This window comes from Dolichospermum sp. UHCC 0352, assembly GCF_009711925.1.
Classification (GTDB): Bacteria; Cyanobacteriota; Cyanobacteriia; order Cyanobacteriales; family Nostocaceae; genus Dolichospermum; species Dolichospermum lemmermannii.
The window spans coordinates 1-17,593 of record NZ_VIKY01000157.1 but is presented as its reverse complement, the minus strand read 5'-3'; the positions used below and the strand labels follow the sequence as shown (position 1 = coordinate 17,593).

Annotated in this window: 14 protein-coding genes; 6 read left to right on the top strand and 8 right to left on the bottom strand. The window is 36.4% G+C overall.

Annotated elements, in window-relative coordinates:
• Positions 1-55: 55 nt before the first annotated feature.
• Genes FJR06_RS10935 through FJR06_RS10925 form a run of 3 tightly spaced genes read right to left on the bottom strand, consistent with a single transcriptional unit; the run spans position 56 to position 1,932 of the window.
• Positions 56-436 carry a hypothetical protein gene (locus FJR06_RS10935; RefSeq protein ID WP_168651420.1) on the bottom strand — a complete coding sequence of 127 codons (381 nt, stop codon included), beginning with the start codon at positions 434-436 and terminating at the stop codon, positions 56-58.
• Positions 411-1,583 carry an AIPR family protein gene (locus tag FJR06_RS10930; RefSeq protein ID WP_168651419.1) on the bottom strand — a complete coding sequence of 391 codons (1,173 nt, stop codon included), beginning with the start codon at positions 1,581-1,583 and terminating at the stop codon, positions 411-413. Before FJR06_RS10930 ends, FJR06_RS10935 begins: the two co-directional genes overlap by 26 nt.
• Positions 1,546-1,932: a hypothetical protein gene (locus tag FJR06_RS10925; protein WP_041458147.1), complete on the bottom strand. Its 387-nt coding sequence runs from the start codon at positions 1,930-1,932 to the stop codon at positions 1,546-1,548. The genes FJR06_RS10930 and FJR06_RS10925 overlap by 38 nt, the downstream gene beginning before the upstream one ends.
• 421 nt (positions 1,933-2,353) lie before the next feature.
• On the opposite strand from FJR06_RS10925, the gene FJR06_RS10920 reads away from it, so the two are divergent.
• The 3 genes from FJR06_RS10920 to FJR06_RS10910 all read left to right on the top strand — a co-directional run bounded on the left by FJR06_RS10920 (position 2,354) and on the right by FJR06_RS10910 (position 7,926).
• A complete protein-coding gene (locus FJR06_RS10920) occupies positions 2,354-3,916 on the top strand; it encodes a ferredoxin--nitrite reductase (protein WP_168651418.1) in 1,563 nt (520 codons plus the stop codon).
• A 142-nt stretch (positions 3,917-4,058) separates the two neighbouring features.
• Complete coding sequence (locus tag FJR06_RS10915; RefSeq protein ID WP_015081558.1) at positions 4,059-5,555, top strand: NarK family nitrate/nitrite MFS transporter; 1,497 nt, start codon at positions 4,059-4,061, stop codon at positions 5,553-5,555.
• Between the two features lie 190 nt (positions 5,556-5,745).
• Positions 5,746-7,926, top strand: a complete 2,181-nt coding sequence (locus tag FJR06_RS10910; protein WP_015081557.1) for a molybdopterin oxidoreductase family protein — start codon at positions 5,746-5,748, stop codon at positions 7,924-7,926.
• 85 nt (positions 7,927-8,011) lie between these two features.
• On the opposite strand, the gene FJR06_RS10905 is transcribed toward FJR06_RS10910, so the two are convergent.
• The 3 genes from FJR06_RS10905 to FJR06_RS10895 all read right to left on the bottom strand — a co-directional run bounded on the left by FJR06_RS10905 (position 8,012) and on the right by FJR06_RS10895 (position 10,801).
• The gene (locus FJR06_RS10905; protein ID WP_015081556.1) at positions 8,012-9,055 is read right to left on the bottom strand and encodes an anthranilate phosphoribosyltransferase family protein; all 1,044 of its coding nucleotides are present in this window, start codon (positions 9,053-9,055) and stop codon (positions 8,012-8,014) included.
• Between the two features lie 58 nt (positions 9,056-9,113).
• Entirely contained in the window at positions 9,114-10,037 is a 924-nt protein-coding gene (locus tag FJR06_RS10900; protein WP_015081555.1) for a LysR family transcriptional regulator, read from the bottom strand.
• 335 nt (positions 10,038-10,372) lie between these two features.
• The gene (locus FJR06_RS10895) at positions 10,373-10,801 is read right to left on the bottom strand and encodes a ubiquinol-cytochrome c reductase iron-sulfur subunit (protein ID WP_015081554.1); all 429 of its coding nucleotides are present in this window, start codon (positions 10,799-10,801) and stop codon (positions 10,373-10,375) included.
• Between the two features lie 572 nt (positions 10,802-11,373).
• On the opposite strand from FJR06_RS10895, the gene FJR06_RS10890 reads away from it, so the two are divergent.
• Both FJR06_RS10890 and FJR06_RS10885 read left to right on the top strand, forming a co-directional pair.
• On the top strand, positions 11,374-11,526 hold the full coding sequence (locus FJR06_RS10890; RefSeq protein ID WP_148279087.1) for a type I restriction enzyme HsdR N-terminal domain-containing protein: 153 nt from the start codon (positions 11,374-11,376) through the stop codon (positions 11,524-11,526).
• A gap of 37 nt (positions 11,527-11,563) precedes the next feature.
• Positions 11,564-12,268, top strand: a complete 705-nt coding sequence (locus FJR06_RS10885; RefSeq protein ID WP_200863832.1) for a hypothetical protein — start codon at positions 11,564-11,566, stop codon at positions 12,266-12,268.
• A gap of 121 nt (positions 12,269-12,389) precedes the next feature.
• Here the strand turns inward: FJR06_RS10885 and nifJ are convergent, their stop codons facing one another.
• Together nifJ and FJR06_RS24905 are read right to left on the bottom strand one after the other, a co-directional pair.
• Complete coding sequence (gene nifJ / locus FJR06_RS10880; RefSeq protein WP_168651417.1) at positions 12,390-15,977, bottom strand: pyruvate:ferredoxin (flavodoxin) oxidoreductase; 3,588 nt, start codon at positions 15,975-15,977, stop codon at positions 12,390-12,392.
• Positions 15,978-16,347: 370 nt separating this feature from the next.
• On the bottom strand, positions 16,348-16,494 hold the full coding sequence (locus FJR06_RS24905) for an AAA-like domain-containing protein (RefSeq protein ID WP_083881489.1): 147 nt from the start codon (positions 16,492-16,494) through the stop codon (positions 16,348-16,350).
• Positions 16,495-16,812: 318 nt separating this feature from the next.
• On the opposite strand from FJR06_RS24905, the gene FJR06_RS10870 reads away from it, so the two are divergent.
• Positions 16,813-17,058 carry a hypothetical protein gene (locus tag FJR06_RS10870; RefSeq protein WP_015081551.1) on the top strand — a complete coding sequence of 82 codons (246 nt, stop codon included), beginning with the start codon at positions 16,813-16,815 and terminating at the stop codon, positions 17,056-17,058.
• Positions 17,059-17,593 lie beyond the last annotated feature (535 nt).

The window sequence follows — 17,593 nt, the reverse complement described above, 5'->3', positions numbered from 1 at the left end:
CTCCAGTGTTAATATCCGAGTAATAGATTGTGTCAGATATATCTCATATGATTAACTAGTTCTCCAGGGGAAGCAATAGTTGCTTACTATTTATATGGTTTTGTCGAATTCTTGGAAGATTTTTATTGGTAGCATTTAGTTCTGACAAAATAAAATCAGTAAAAGCTTGTTGTTTACAAATTTTTTCATAATCAATAAAATCTGAGTTATTAGATTTTTGATAATATTGTTGGGCTAGAGTATTAAATTTATCATTGGTTTGGATAAATATTTCTTCACATTTTTCAATATCATTAAGAATACTAATAATTGTTTCACAATATTTTTCTATATCTTTCTTATTTTTACAACTAGGACAATCACTATCACTAACAATATATTTAAAAATCATTAGTAGATAATATTTAACTTTAGTTGATGTATCTTTTTTTTTCATAATTCAGATTTACATATATTTTCAATTTTTTGTATAAATAGTTAAGTTGATAAAATGCCCATGAACTTGTGTAATAAGGGATTGGATAATGAGAATTAGCAAAAATATCATTTCCAATTCTATCAATTAATTTTTTATCAAAATAGCTAAAATTATGAGGTTCATCCAAAAACATTGCAGTGAAAGTTTTAATCTGAGGTCTAATTTTAATAATTCTATTTTTAATAACATCTTGGCGCAGAAATTGTCCGGGTCTTCTTTCATAATAAAGTGGCTTCTGATGTCCTGATTTCTGAATCTCATAATATTCATCTAATTTTTTATTAAAATCAGATAAAGCAGCTAGTAATTCTTTCTGAACCTCTGTTTGAGAATTAGTCGCCTTAATAATTTCATTTCTAATATTATCGTTATCTGTTTCTATTATTTTAACAAGAATAATTGTATCATCTATGTTAGATACATTTTTACAAATATTCAGTACATGACTAGTTTGACAACCATTAACAATTTGATAGTCAACTAATCTATATGTTTTATCTTTGACTATGTGTAACTCTTGAGTAATAATAGTAACTCCATTATTTAAAATAGGAAAAAGATAAATTTTATCGTCAGATTCAAGAGTTTGTTTTATGCCTTCATTAATTCTATTTTCTTCTCCTAAAAAACCTCTAACATTATCATAAAAAATAAAATCTCTGATGCTTTTATCTTCATCTTCACGCAAAATTATTTTCCTAAATTCAGAAAAAGACATTGTTGTTATATATGCTTTCTCTACTCCAGGAACTTCCAAATCAAAGGAATTATTAACTTTAATAGTAGTCTCAACTTGAAGTTGAGTTTGTCTATATAACTTTTCAATATCTTTATATCCCCAAAAAGAAAAATTAATACTAGATAAAAATGTCAATTCCTCTTCTAACTCTTTCAACAATCTTAATTGTTTATTTTTGATTTTAGACTCAGCATCTTTGTGAGAAATACTGATATAGTAAATCTTACATTCTGGACGTTTCCGTATATTTTTAATATATGTTTTCAGTAAATGTGATGCTAAGTTTGCCTTTTCCTGAACTTTCTGACTTCTTGAATAGAAAGGTTTTTTATCTCGATAATCTGCAAAAAAAATCTTTAATTGCACTCATTGTTCTCTCTACAACAGTAAGTTCAAAACTGTTTTTTAACTTAGCTTGTATGAAAATAAATTTTAATTCAAAACTTCTATTTTTATTATCTCCAATTATATTTTCTGCATCATCTTTAGAATTAACTAAAATATCATCAATTAAAATACCAATACCATCTAATCCTGTATCACTCGGTTGTCCAGTATGAACTTTAGTAATATCAAATTCGTCTCCTGTTCGATTAGAAGACGAAAAGACACAATAATTAGCGAATCGTTCAAAATCTGTAGGATCATCTTTCGATTCTAGCTCATAATCTTGCAAATATTCCTGAACAAAACTGTTGATTACGGGATCTATCATGGTTTTTTTTAATTTCAATATCTTGGTATTAACACAAGATTATAATATAGCAATTCTCACAAACAAACTACCTAATTTTACAAAAATAAACTTTGCTATCAAACTTAGCAAGGTGATTGTTATTTACCAGTGACAAAACAATTATTGCCGCTTTTATCTGTATAAACATATCTATTAAAAACAATCTTCCATTAATTATGCAAAAACCGCAATCAATATATCCAATTTTTGCATAATTACTCAAATTTAGTAACCTACTATACGAACTGTTATGAAAAATCACACTAACGTAACAATATCGAAACTGTTACACCACCAACCAGGAAACTACTATCAGTTATTTCCCCAAAGTGGCAAGTACAGAACCGATAAGAACACGGATACACAGTTAATTCAGTCCTGTTTCCCCAAAAAAAGCATAATGATAGAAACAGCAACTACCACAGATAAACTCAATAAATTCGAGAAATTCAAAGCCGAAAAAGACGGACTCGTAGTTAAAAACGAAATAGAAAATTTTGCCCAAATTGGTTGGGAAGCAATGGACGAAAACGACCTCAACCATCGCCTAAAATGGTTAGGTGTATTTTTCCGTCCAGTCACTCCCGGTAAATTCATGATGCGAATGCGTCTACCTAACGGTATTCTCAACAGCAGTCAATTGTCAGTTTTAGCAGAAGTGGTACAGCGTTACGGTGAAAATGGCAGCGCCGATATTACCACTAGACAGAATATACAACTACGCGGGATCAACTTTGAAGATATCCCCGATATCTTTAATAAATTTCACAAAGTCGGATTGACTACTATCCAATCAGGGATGGATAACGTCCGTAATATTACAGGTGATCCTGTAGCTGGTTTAGATGCAGATGAGTTTTATGATACCAGAGAATTAGTGCAGCAAATCCAGGATATGCTGACTAACAACGGTGAAGGTAATCCAGAATTTAGCAATCTTCCCCGCAAATTTAATATTGCAATTACTGGAGGAAGAGATAATTCCGTTCATGCAGAAATTAACGATTTAGCCTTTATTCCCGCTTTTTGGAGAAATGAAAACGAAGTACCAATCTTTGGGTTTAACGTCATTGTCGGCGGCTTATTTTCGGCAAAACGTTGTGAAGCTGCTATTCCTCTCAATGTTTGGGTATCTCCCGCCGAAGTTGTATCATTATGCAAAGTCATTGTCGAGATTTTCCGAGATCATGGCTTACGTGCAAATAGACTAAAAGCCCGATTAATGTGGTTACTTGATGAATGGGGGATAGAAAAATTCCGTGCTGAAGTAGAAAAGCGAGTTGGAAAATCATTATTACCCGCAGCAGCAAAAGATGAAATTGACTGGGAAAAACGGGATCATGTGGGCATATATAAACAAAAACAACCTGGATTTAACTACGCAGGTTTAAATATTCCCGTCGGCAGATTGTCTGCTGATGATATGTTGGAAATTGCCAGATTAGCGGAAGTTTACGGAAGCGGAGAAATCCGGTTTACCGTAGAACAAAATGTCATTATCCCGAATATTCCCGATTCCAGTTTAACAACATTTTTCACAGAATCTATATTAGAGAAATTTTCAGTTAATCCTGGTTTATTAATGCGATCGCTAGTATCATGTACAGGCGCACAATTTTGCAACTTTGCCTTAATAGAAACCAAAAATCGCGCCTTAGCAATGATTAAATCATTGGAATCTGAACTAACTTTATCACGTCCTGTGCGAATTCATTGGACAGGATGCCCTAACTCCTGTGGACAGCCCCAAGTAGCCGATATTGGCTTAATGGGAACTAAAGTGCGTAAAAATGGCAAAATGTTGGAAGGTGTAGACATTTACATGGGTGGAACAGTGGGGAAAGACGCACATTTAGGAACTTGTGTGCAAAAAAGTATTCCCTGCGAAGACTTACAACCCATATTGAAAGAAATACTAATTACCAAATTTGGGGCAAAATTGCGAGAACCAGCAATAATTTAACCTCAATAACTAGACATAAAATCATCCGCGTTTATCTGCGTTTATCCGCGTTTGATAAATCATCAATTTAGGCAATTTCATAATTGTCCTTGGATTTTTATATCCAATTTTTCAGAAATTCAATTATTTAGCGAGAAAAGAAATGTTAAAAGGATTATTTTCATTCCAAGGCCGCTATCGCATACTACATCAGACATGGTTTGCATTTTTCCTAACCTTTGTTTGTTGGTTTAACTTTGCCCCCTTCGCTACCACAATTGGAAAAGAATTACATTTACTTCCTGAACAAATTAAAACATTAGGAATTTGTAACCTAGCATTAACAATTCCGGCCCGTCTAATTATTGGGATGTTATTGGATAAATTCGGGCCAAGAATTACCTATTCCCTCTTATTAATGTTTGCAGTTGTTCCTTGTTTAGCAACAGCATTAGCCCAAGACTTTAACCAACTAGTTATTAGTCGCTTATTAATGGGAATAGTCGGTTCTGGATTTGTGGTAGGAATCCGCATGGTAGCCGAATGGTTTCCTCCCAAAGAAATGGGAATTGCCCAGGGTATTTATGGCGGTTGGGGTAACTTTGGAGCATTTGGAGCAGAATTTGCATTACCAACAATTGCAATTGCAACCAGCTTTTTAGGTGGTAGCGGTTCTAACTGGAGATTAACAATTGCCTTAACAGGAATTGTCACTGCAATTTACGGATTATTCTACTTTAAAAGCGTTCAAGATACACCCAGCGGTAAAGTTTATCAAAAACCCAAGAAAAATGGCTCATTAGAAGTAACTTCTATTAAAAGCTTTTGGGCGTTGATTGTTTCCAACCTTGGTTTAATATTCGCATTGGGTTTATTAGCTTGGAGACTAGAACAAAAGAAAATTCATTTCCTCACACTTAGCCAAATGTATATAGTTTGGATTGTATTAGCAGGATTATTTGCTTACCAAACTTACCAAGCATATCAAGTCAATCACGAATTACTAACAGGAAAAAAAACCTACCCAGCAAATCAACGTTATCAATTCGGTCAAGTAGCATTATTAGAATTTACCTACATTACCAACTTTGGTTCAGAACTTGCAGCCGTTTCCATGCTCCCGGCATTCTTTGAAAAAACCTTTGGTTTAGAACATATTGTCGCCGGCATGATTGCCTCCATTTATCCCTTTCTTAACCTAGTTTCTCGTCCCAGTGGTGGTTTAATTTCCGATAAATTAGGTTCGCGTAAATGGACAATGACAATAGTTTCTGCGGGGATTGCAATAGGTTATTTAATGGCACATTTCATTAACAAAGATTGGCCTATCCCCCTCGCAATTGCTGTCACCATGTTTGCGGCTTACTTTGCTCAAGCTGGTTGTGGTGCAACTTACGGAATAGTGCCATTAATCAAAAAAGAAGCAACCGGACAAATAGCCGGAAACGTCGGTGCTTACGGCAACTTTGGCGGCGTAGTTTATCTAACAATCTATAGTTTAACAGACCCATCAACCCTATTTGCCACCATGGGAATAGCCGCCATGATTTGCGCCTTTATGTGTGGATTCTTCCTCAAAGAACCAAAAAATTCATTTGCATCTGATAATGAAAATGAAGGAGAAATAATTAATCATCAATCTGTTTTAATAGAAGAATAATTATCTCACGCAAAGGCGCAAAGGTAAGAAAATAAAAACTAGAAATTAAAAATATTTCTCCTCTTATGAAATTATCTCTGTGTCCTCTGTGCCTCTGTGGTTCGTTTATCATAACTTTGCTCCTTAGCGTCTACCCTGCGGGATCTCTAAGAGAGATTGCGCGAAATAACTTTTTAAACCTGCAAATATTATGACAGAATTTACCAAAACACTTTGTCCTTATTGCGGTGTTGGTTGCGGTTTAGAAGTTTCTCCACCAGCCCAACATGGAAAAGCCACAAATCGAGATAGTGAAGGAATTCCTATTTGGCGAGTTAGGGGTGATAAATCCCATCCTTCTAGTCAAGGAATGGTATGTGTTAAAGGTGCAACTATTGCTGAATCTTTGGATAAAAGTAGATTACATTATCCCATGGTGCGCGATTCTTTAGATGCAGAATTTCGGCGTGTGAGTTGGAATGAAGCTTTTGATATTATTACCCACCGGATTCAAACATTGAGATTGAATCAAGCCACAGATTCTATCTGTATGTATGGTTCTGGACAATTTCAAACAGAAGATTATTATATTGCTCAAAAGTTACTTAAAGGTTGTTTAGGAACTAATAATTTCGATGCTAATTCCCGGTTGTGTATGTCTAGTGCGGTATCTGGGTATATTCAAAGTTTTGGTGCTGATGGTCCTCCTTGCTGTTACGATGATTTAGAATTAACTGATTGTGCTTTTTTAATTGGTACAAATACAGCAGAATGTCATCCCATTATTTTTAATAAGTTAGCAAAATATCATAAAAAAAATCGCCATGTTAAAATGGTTGTGGTTGACCCTCGGCGGACTCCCACAGCCGAAGCAGCCGATTTACATTTAGCTATTCGTCCAGGTACAGATATTGATTTGTTAAATGGTATTGCCCATTTATTAATGAAATGGAATTATGTTGATCTAGCTTTTATTGATGATTGTACTAGCAATTTTCCGGCTTATGCTGAGGTAATTCGGCATTATTCGCCGGAGGTAGTGGCGAGTCGTTGTGGTATTAGTATTGAAGATTTAGAAACTGCTGCTAAATATTGGGGAAAATCAAAATCTGTACTTTCTTTATGGTCAATGGGTGTTAATCAATCTTCAGAAGGTACGGCTAAAGTTAGAACTATTATTAATTTACATTTAATGACGGGACAAATCGGTAAACCTGGTGCTGGTCCTTTTTCTTTGACTGGTCAACCTAATGCTATGGGTGGCAGAGAAGCGGGAGGGTTAGCCCATTTATTACCGGGTTATCGGTTGGTAAAAAATGCCCAACATCGCGCAGAAGTTGAGGATTTTTGGGGTTTGGAAAGAGGACAAATTTCCCCTGTTCCTGGTTTAACTGCTTGGGAAATGATCACTGGTTTAGAAACTGGAAATGTGGGTTTATTGTGGATTGCTGCCACTAATCCGGCTGTGAGTATGCCAGATTTAGAAAGAACTAAAAAGGCGTTATTAAAATCTCCTTTTACTATCTATCAAGATGCTTATTACCCTACGGAAACATCAGCTTATGCTCATGTTTTGTTACCTGCGGCACAGTGGGGTGAAAAAACTGGGATTATGACGAATTCGGAAAGAATGGTCACTCTATGTTCGGCTTTTCGTGAACCACCCAGAGAAGCAAAACCTGATTGGGAAATTTTCGCAGAAGTGGGAAGAAGATTAGGTTTTAATGATAAGTTTAATTTCCAAAATTCGGCAGAAGTTTATCAGGAATTTGTCCAATTAACTCGTCAGCGTCCTTGTGATATGTCGGGTTTAAGTCATGGGTTTTTAGCCGCACAAGGTCCAACCCATTGGCCTTATGCACAGGGTAGTAATTCAGGAACTAAACGTCTATATACTAATTTGCGATTTCATACACCTGATGGACGCGCTAAGTTTGGTGCATATTATTCTAAAGGACTTGCTGAACCACCGGATGAGAATTATCCTTTTATATTAACTACTGGTAGATTATATGGTCATTGGCATACACAAACACGCACCGGCAGAATTGAGAAAATTCGCAAACTGCACCCGCAACCGTTTATTGAGATTCATCCCCGTGATGCTGCTACTTTGGGTATTATTGATAATCAGTGGTTAGAGGTGCGATCGCGTCGTGGTACAACTAAGTTTCCAGCTAAAGTTACAAAAGCTATTTCTCCCGGTACTGTCTTTGTCCCTATGCACTGGGGTAAACTGTGGGCAGATGATGCAGAAGCTAACGCTCTTACCCATTCAGAAGCTTGTCCTGATTCCCTGCAACCGGAATTAAAAGCCTGTGCTGTGCAGTTAGTTCCAATTCTTGTAGAATCTACGGTTAAAAATTATCAACTTCAGTCTTCTCAGTGGTAAGCTTTTGTCTGAATCAGGATGTCCAGGATTAAAGGATAAACAGGATAAATAGGGTGAGAACAAAAACTTTATCACCAATTACCGATTAAAATCTTTGCAGCAAAGTATTAATTTGTTGCAGTTTAGCTGCTAATACACCACTGCTGATTAGTTCAGTGGCTGTGTCTATACCAGTTTGCATATCTGAACAAATACCAGTGCGCCATAGATAAAAACCACCATTCCATAGGGCTGTTTGGCTTAGTTCGCTGGTTTTTCCCGTTAAAATCCCCTGCATTTCCTTAATGAGTTCTTCTGTGGTTGTGAGGGGAACGTTTTTAGTGATAAAGCCATATTCACGGGGTGCGAGTTGTAGCCGGGTTAATACTTCTGGGTTTGATGAAGATAAGCCGATAATGGCTGTGCGATCGCGTGGTAAGTCACAACTACCCTCTAAACCCTTGATAAAAGTGTATTTATTCACCCCACGTAATCCCAAAGCAGTCTGAAACATTCCTTCTGTGGGTGGATGAACAAAACCGGCAATAATGTGAGCATCACTCGTATATGGACACCAAATCAACTCCATTGTGGCTAACGGTGGACGTTTCCCCAATTGCTCACGGTATTCCCACAAAGTTTGATTTAAAGGAAAATGCTTAGGTGTGTAAATAAAACCGATTCCTGTTTGTTCAAAAACCTGCTGGGTTTGTTCGAGTGATAAACCAGTCCAATCTATTCCTAAACCTTGCCAAATCTCGATTAAAGGTAAACCATATTTTGTCGGTAAGCGATCTCCTCCGTGCATAATTACAGGTTGTCCCGCAGCAGCTAATAATAAAGCCGTAATTATATTAATTGGTGCAGTGCGGGTTCTGCCATCATAGGGTACACCCAAAACTATCACAGGTTGGGCTATTGGTAGCAATTTGGGTCCGATTTCATAGTAACTGTCTAACATCCCTGCTAATTCTTCACCTGTGGGACGTTTAATGCGGTGAGCAATTAAAAATGCGCCAATTTGCGCTGGTGTGGCTTCACCTAATAACATCATTTTTGTTGCAGTAGCGGCTTCAGCACGAGTTAAATTATCTGATGTGTGAGTTCCACTACCTACTTTTTGAATAAATTCTCTAAATTTATTAGTCATTTGTTAGTTGTTAGTTGTCAGTTGTCAGTTGTCAGTGGAAAAAGGTAATAGTTTATTTTTAATTTTTTATTTCCGGAATATTATCTTTGACAAGTTGCCAAAAATATTGAATAGGGGGAATGTGGAGACGATCTTGAGTTGTTACCATCACTACCCGACGAGTTAAACTAGAATTATCAGCTAAATTACTATTTTCGGCTAGGGGACGAACTGCCAGGGTGGGATCATGTCTGGCTTCTATTAATGCTGATTGGGGAAGTAAGGCAATGAGTTCTCCTTGACGAACTACTCCCCGAAAGGCATCCAGGGTATTTACTTCTAAAGCTGCTTTGAGTGTAGCTTTCATCTGTTCAAATTTATCTTGAATCAGACGTTGCATTCCATAACCATCTTTAAATACCACTTGGGGATAACGAATTAACTCTAACCAGGGGATAGATTCATATTCAGATAGGGGATGATTTGCTGCGATGAGGACTTCTATGGGTTCTTCATATAGCAATTCTACGGCCATTTCTTTGCCGGTGATTAAAAAGCGATTGTGCATTACAATTGCTAAGTCTACTAAACCATCTTTGAGGACTTTCAGAGAGCGATCGCTTCCTAATGATGTGACTCGCAATTGCACCTCTGGATAATGATGACAAAATTTTTGTAACACTGGTGGTAGGTAAGAAGCACAGACTGAATGAATTGCTGCAATACATAGTTCTGGTTGCTTTCCCCCCATTAAATCTGTTAATTCCTGTGTAGCGGATTCCCATTCCTGGCAGATTTTATGCACACGAGGAAGTAAGCGTTCACCTCCTAAGGTTAATTTGGCATGGGTGCTGCGATGAAATAATTCTATGCCCAAATCTGCTTCTAATGCCTGAATTTGCCGACTAATAGTTGATTGAGTCACACCACATTGTTTAGCTGCTTGTTGAAAGCTACCTGTTTGAATGATCGCCAAAAAGGCTTGCAACTGCTCTAGACGCATTTTAATAGAACCTAAGTATAAATGAATAACTCTTATTAATTTAACGGGTTATCTGTATAATTTTAATTTAATTTAATTTGTTGTCCAGCATTTAATTTACATAATCACATTAGCAAAAATACTTGTGCATACTGAATTGATGCGTTGTATAACAACTGATATAGCAAGGAATAGGGAATAAAGTCAGAAAATTATTTCCCTCTGCCTCTTTCGTCCTGATTCCTGCTATGAGGTACATATCCAGCGGGCAAGATGCCCGCACTACAAGAGTTTCATAATTCAAGTTTGTACCTCATTAGAGCAAAATCTGCTGTATGATGACAGCCTGGAGATTGTCAAGTTGCTTTAACTAAGATAGAACCACCTTCAATTTTAGCTTGGTAAGTTTTCAGCGGTTTTTTAGCAGGACCTTCTTGTGCTTTACCATCAGGAGCAAATTTTGCACCATGACAGGGACAGACAAATTTACCTTGTTTTGCGTTCCAGTCGATGCTACAACCTTGATGAGTACAGGTAGGATTAACAGCAATCAGATTTTTTGCGGCTTTAGATGTGCCAACTACTAATACTGCGCCAATGGTTGAATTTTCTACTAATAGTTGCCCAGTTTTGTCTAATTGTGCTACAGTACCCACTTTTTGCCAGCCTTTCGTGGCAGCATTAGCAGATGTACTCGTTTCGGGAGAACAGGCTGCAATTGCGACAGGTAAGGAACTCGCTAAACAACCTAATCCTACCCAATTTATAAAGTCACGACGTTTCATATTTGCTGGTAATCAATATGTGATTTTTTACTAACATCTATTATTACTGGCGATGTTGGATAATGTCATTATTTAATTATTGATTTGTGCTGATGGAATTGAGGGCGCATACTCTGCAACTCTACGGTTTTTGTGAGTTTAAATCATTATTTTTGTTATAAATGCTTTATTAAAGTAGTAAGTTAATTTATTATTAAATAATTTAATTACATGAATTTTAACTAAACATAAAATAATCTTAATTGATTGTCATATAGGAATCCGGTTTAATTCTTGGAAAGATACGTAGGTGCGTTACGCGATTGCTAACACACCCTACAATACTCCACCAAAATGTAAATGATATTCAGGGATGTTATACATTGTAGCATTTTTAGTTATCTGATGTCTGTTCATTTCTCCAGTGTTAATTTCTGAGGAATAGATTTTGTCAGATTTTGAAATTAATTTTTTAACTATTAAGTTTGATGTATAATGAATTTTTGGTTTAGTATAATATTATAGCTATGAATACTTGCCATGATGCGGTTAAAAATGCTTTAATCTAAAAATTTGATAAGGAAAAAGAAAAAATGGATAATCTTTTTGGTAATTTAAACTTTCAGACACTACAAGAAAACCCAGATTTCAAAGAAGATAGTGTTAGAGAAGTAATTATTCTTCCTATTTTAAAAGCACTTGGGTATACAGAAACAAATATAGTTCGTAGTAAAACATTACAATAACAAATTAATAGCCGAAAGTATCAAAGAAATGTATCGAGTGCTAAAGTTTGATCGTTGGTTATCATTTGTATTTGCTCATAAAGATCCTGAATTTTGGCATTTAATTATTGACACTGCGGAAAGTTGTGGTTTTGAATATGTTGGTGCAGTACCGCAAAAAAACGGACAAACAAGTTTTAAGAAAAGACAAAATCCTTTTACAGTTTTGTCAGGACAACTAATCATTAATTTTCGTAAAGTTCGCAGTCCTAAAGCCATCATGAAAGCCAATTTAGGGATGGATATTGCAGAAATTGTCATTCAGACTATTGAAGGAATTATTGCAAAAAATGATGGTGCAAGCCTGGAACAAATTAATGATGAACTCATTATTAAAGGCTTAGAATTAGGTTTTTTAGACTTGTTAAAAAAACAGTATTCAGATTTAACACCAATTTTAATTGATAATTTTGAATATGACGAAAAAACAGAACTATTTACTCTGAAAAAAGACACGAAATTCAAGTCACATATTGATGTAAAATTGAGAATTAAATACTATTTGATTAGTTATTTACGCAGAATGGAACGAGAAAAGAAAAAGCCAAGTTTTGATGAAATAGTTTTGCATCTATTACCGCTTTTAAAAAATGGAACTACCCCAGAAAATCAAACTATTTTGAGCGTATTAGAAGATATTGGAGAACGAATAGGAGAAAATAGTTGGACATTAAAAAAAGAAGGTCAACTTTCATTATTTTGATTAGAGATAATCCAAAGTCGAAAAAGAAGGACTCGCATTTAAAAATCGAATAAATAATTTTTCCCAAATCGTGAATAGCAAGATCCCCGACTTCTTAGAGAAGTCGGGGATCTAAATTAAATTACCTATTAGCCAAATATTGATACATTTCCCATCTTGCATTAACTTCTGCTTGCGCTTGTTCTAGCAACAACTTGGCAACCTCTGGTTTACTCTTCGTCAACATCTTGAATCGGTTCTCCTGATACATTGACTTTTCCACCGATTCAGAAGGTGCTTTCATATCCAATTGTAAGGGATTTTTCCCCTGTGATTGTAATGCCGGATTATAGCGATATAACAACCATCTTCCTGAGTCTACTAGAGCCTTTTGCTGATGTAAACCTTTGGTCATATCAATACCATGAGCAATACAATGACTGTAAGCAATTATGATTGATGGCCCATCAAAAGCTTCCGCTTCTAAAAATGCTTTGAGTGTATGTTCATCTTTTGCACCTAACGCCACACTCGCCACATAAACATTACCATAAGTCATGGCCATTAAACCCAAATCTTTCTTAGGTGCAGGTTTTCCACCAGTCGCATATTTAGCAACTGCGGCTTTTGGTGTGGCTTTGGAAGATTGTCCGCCAGTGTTAGAATAAACTTCTGTATCCATGACCAAAATATTCACATTTTTGCCTGTAGAAATCACATGATCAATCCCACCAAAATCTATATCATACGCCCAACCATCACCCCCAACTATCCACACACTTTTCTTAACTAAATAATCAGCGAGGGATTGAAGATTTTTGAACGCAGATAAACGCGGATTAACGCGGATATTTTTTTCATTTATCTGCGTGTATCTGTGTTCATCTGCGTTTAAAATTTCTTGGAGTTTATGTTTGAGAATGACGATTCTTTCCCGTTGATCCCAAATATCAGCTTCGGTTTTTTGTTCAGATTTCAGAATAGCATTAACTAAATTATCACCAATTTCACTACTTAATTGTGACAATAATTCGCCTGCAAATTCCGCTTGTTTGTCTATAGATAAACGATAACCAAAACCGAATTCGGCGTTATCTTCAAATAAACTATTGGACCAGGCCGGACCTCTTCCCTCAGCATTTTGACTCCAAGGAGTTGTGGGGAGATTTCCCCCGTAAATGGAAGAACAACCAGTGGCGTTGGCAACGAGTGAGCGATCGCCAAACAATTGTGTTAATAATTTAAGGTAGGGTGTTTCTCCACAACCAGCACAAGCACCAGAAAATTCAAACAATGGTTCTTGTAATTGCTGCTGACGAATTTGGCTTACTTTCAAAGTTTTCCGGTCAGGATTTGGTAAATTCAAAAAGAAGTTCCAATTTTCCCGTTCTTGTTCCCGCAACGGTAATTGCGGACTCATATTAATCGCCTTGCGGGTGGGTTCTGCCTTGTTTTTGGCAGGACAGACGCTAACACAAATTTCACAGCCTGTACAGTCTTCTGGCGCTACCTGAATGGTGAATTTCTGGTTAGCAAAGTTTTTATCTTTGCTGTTAGTGGATTTAAAAGTTATCGGTGCATTGACTAACTCACCGGGTTGATAAGTTTTAGCGCGAATAGCCGCATGAGGACAAACCATCACACATTTGCTACATTGAACGCAGACATCACCATCCCAAACGGGTATTTCTTCTGCAACGTTGCGTTTTTCCCATTTTGCAGTGCCACTGGGGAAAGTTCCGTCAGCAGGTAAAGCACTGACAGGTAAATCATCACCTTCCCAGACCATGATTTTGCTAAGAACATTCTCGATAAATTTGGGTTTGGTAATTGCTAATTGCGTTTCTTCCCTATTACCTCTTACCAATGACCTATTACCGACTTCATGGAGATTTTCTAGAGTGTTGTCTACGGCTTTCAAATTCATCTTGACAACTTCCGCGCCTTTTTTACCATAAGTCTTTTCTATGGCTTGTTTGATTTTAGCAATTGCTGCTTTTTCTGGTAATACTCCTGCTAAAGCAAAGAAACACACCTGCATGATAGTATTGATTCTGTGTCCCATACCACTATTTTTCGCTACTTGACTAGCGTTAATAGCGTAAATTTTCAGATTTTTGTCAATAATCTGCTGTTGGACTTTTGGGGGTAGATTTTCCCAAACATGATCAGCATCATAAGGACTATTTAACAGCAAAGTCGCTCCGGGTGCAGCCGCTTTTAAAATATCAATACTTTCCACAAATCCCCAATGGTGACAACCGATAAAATTAGCTTTGTCTATGAGGTAAGTTGAGCGAATTTTTCCAGCACCAAAACGCAGATGAGAAACTGTCATTGAACCGGATTTTTTGGAATCATAAACAAAGTAACCTTGGGCGTTATTTTCTGTTCCCTCACCGATGATTTTGATGGAGTTCTTATTTGCACCAACTGTACCATCTGAACCCAAACCATAGAACATGGCGCGAACTACATGATCTGGTTCTGTGGAGAAATTAGGGTCAAAATTCAAAGAAGTGAAAGTGACATCATCATTAATCCCAATTGTGAAATGATTTTTGGGTTTAATTTGAGTGAGATTATCAAATACACTCTTCACCATTGCGGGAGTAAATTCTTTAGAAGACAGTCCATATCTTCCCCCAACAATTTTTGGGAATGTGGTTTTTTTCCAGCCTTCATAAATAGCTGTCACCACATCTAAATATAAAGGTTCTCCTGCACTTCCGGCTTCTTTGGTTCTATCAAGAACGGCAATAGATTTAACACTATTTGGTAATGCTTCTATAAATCTGGAAACATCAAAAGGACGGAAAAGCCGCACTTTGATAACTCCGACTTTTTCCCCTTGGTTGTTGAGATAATCCACTGTTTCATGAACAGTTTCACAACCAGAACCCATAATCACAATTACTCTTTCTGCGTCAGTGCTTCCATGATATTCATAAAGTTTGTAATATCTGCCTGTGCGTTCTGCAAATTTGTCCATAATTTTTTGGACAATATCAGCACAACTATCATAATAAGGATTTGCACCTTCACGAGATTGGAAATAAACATCAGGATTTTGTGCTGTTCCTCGTAATACTGGTTTGTCTGGAGTTAAACACCGTTGACGATGTGCAAATACTAAAGATTGGGGAATGAAAGATTGTAAATCTTCATCTGCTAATAACTCAACTTTCTGCACTTCATGGGAAGTTCTAAATCCATCAAAAAAGTGCATAAATGGTACTCTTGCTTCTAATGTTGCTGCATGAGAAATCAGTGCAAAATCATGACTTTCCTGTACAGAAGCGGAACATAAAAAAGCGAAACCAGTCGCTCTTGCAGCCATGACATCACTATGATCACCGAAAATAGATAACGCATGGGTAGCTAAAGAACGAGCAGAAACATGAAGTACGAAACTGGTTAATTCTCCGGCAATTTTGTACAAGTTAGGAATCATTAATAATAATCCCTGAGAAGCGGTGAAAGTTGTACTTAATGCCCCCGTTTGTAATGCCCCATGGACAGCAGCAGCAGCCCCTCCTTCGCTTTGCATTTGGGTGACACTGGGAACTGTTCCCCATAAATTGGGTTTATTTTCTGACATCCAAGCATCAGCCCATTCACCCATATTTGAAGATGGGGTGATAGGATAAATGGCAATGACTTCATTTAGTTTGTAAGCTACACGGGCAACGGCTTCATTACCATCAATTGTGGCATAGGATTTGGTCATGATTTTCCTTTTTGTGTCTTTTCTGGTTGTTTAAACTGTATGCAGAGAAACCAAAAAGATAAGCATTAGAAATAGCTAAAGTCAGGAAGTTAATTTGTGATCTTTTTTACAGTTTTATGAATTGGGAATTATTAATTATGAATCATTTTGACTTTTAGCCAATATTTTAATTATAGCAGATGGTAAATTTTCTATCTATATTAATATTAATGTTGTACTCAAGATTTATGATCTTTGATTTATCAAGGTTTGATGATTTTTATGGGGTGGAGGTGCGGGAGGTTTTTCCGTTGTCATTTTATCCTAAATTAGCCTATTTCCTTTTTTTGGTTTTAGTACCTCACAAAATCGCGTTTCACTCAGTTACACGTTAAATAGGTAAAATAGACAAAAAATACTCAAGGAATAACTCGCAAGACAGACTCGCTTGATCACCTTTTAGATCAACTAACCCCATCTTTTGTAACTGAAAACCTTGCTCTGGAGTATAATCTACAGGAGTTGACTGGTTGACAATCGTCTTTGCCTCACCTTCCTCTCATTCATTCTCCCTTCTCGTTCCCAGACTCCGGCTGGGAACGAGTTTACAACATCATTCTAAAACCCTATCCAACTTTTTCTTATCATTTAGATATAGACAATAGCGATCGCTTGCTCAATTATGGCTTTCAGGTAGTGCTAAAAAAGGGTTAATTACCCTACGAATTTATTGTACTTCTTCCAATGAAACACCTAATTTATATGCCATACGGTTATTCTTTTTCGGAGATATTTAATAGAAAAACTTATTCAGATTTATCAATCTCATCCTTTATGGTTCAAGCAAATTGTCAACGTGATCGAAAATTTACTTAATCGTGATCCATCGCTGATATTAGAAAATACTGAAACTTTTCTGACAGATAATATGCAACAGGAATTTAATCTAATTATTAATCAACTTTCAACTAGGGAAAAAAAGATATTAATGATATTAGCAAATAATGAAACATCTTTATCTACAAGTGATATATTTAAACAATCATCTTTATCTTTAAATGAAGTAATTAATGGATTAGAAAAATTGGCGTTGCTGAATTGAGGTATGAAATTCCCAAATTGAACCTTTAAAACTCAAACCTCAGTGCGTCTCTGCGCCTTTGCGTGAGACTAAAATTCATACCCTTAATCAGCAACGCCGAAAAATTAAGCGATCGCTGTTTAATTACACAACAAAAATCTTGTTTTCAAATAAATGAACTTATCAAAACATATTTAATTCAGACTGAGTTCGTAGTTGGACTTTAACCCTAGCCCTTTCAAGCTAGCCCTTTCAAGATGGTGAAATTTGGAACGACAATTGGTTGTTTTAAGCTTCGCAAAACCGAAAATATGACCGAAAGATTCAAGATGGTAGTAATGAAACAACGTATTTCCGTTAGTCACCTTGAAAGGGCTAGACTTTAACTCCTAGAAAAAACGCCAAAAATAAACTCCCTCGATAGTCAACTAAAGAGAGAGTTTTTTGTAAATAATAAACCTGGCATCGAGCTATTTTCACGGAGGGCTACCCCTAAACTATCGTCGCCGCAGCAGCGTTTCACCTCTGAGTTCGGGAAGGGATCAGTGTGGTTCCA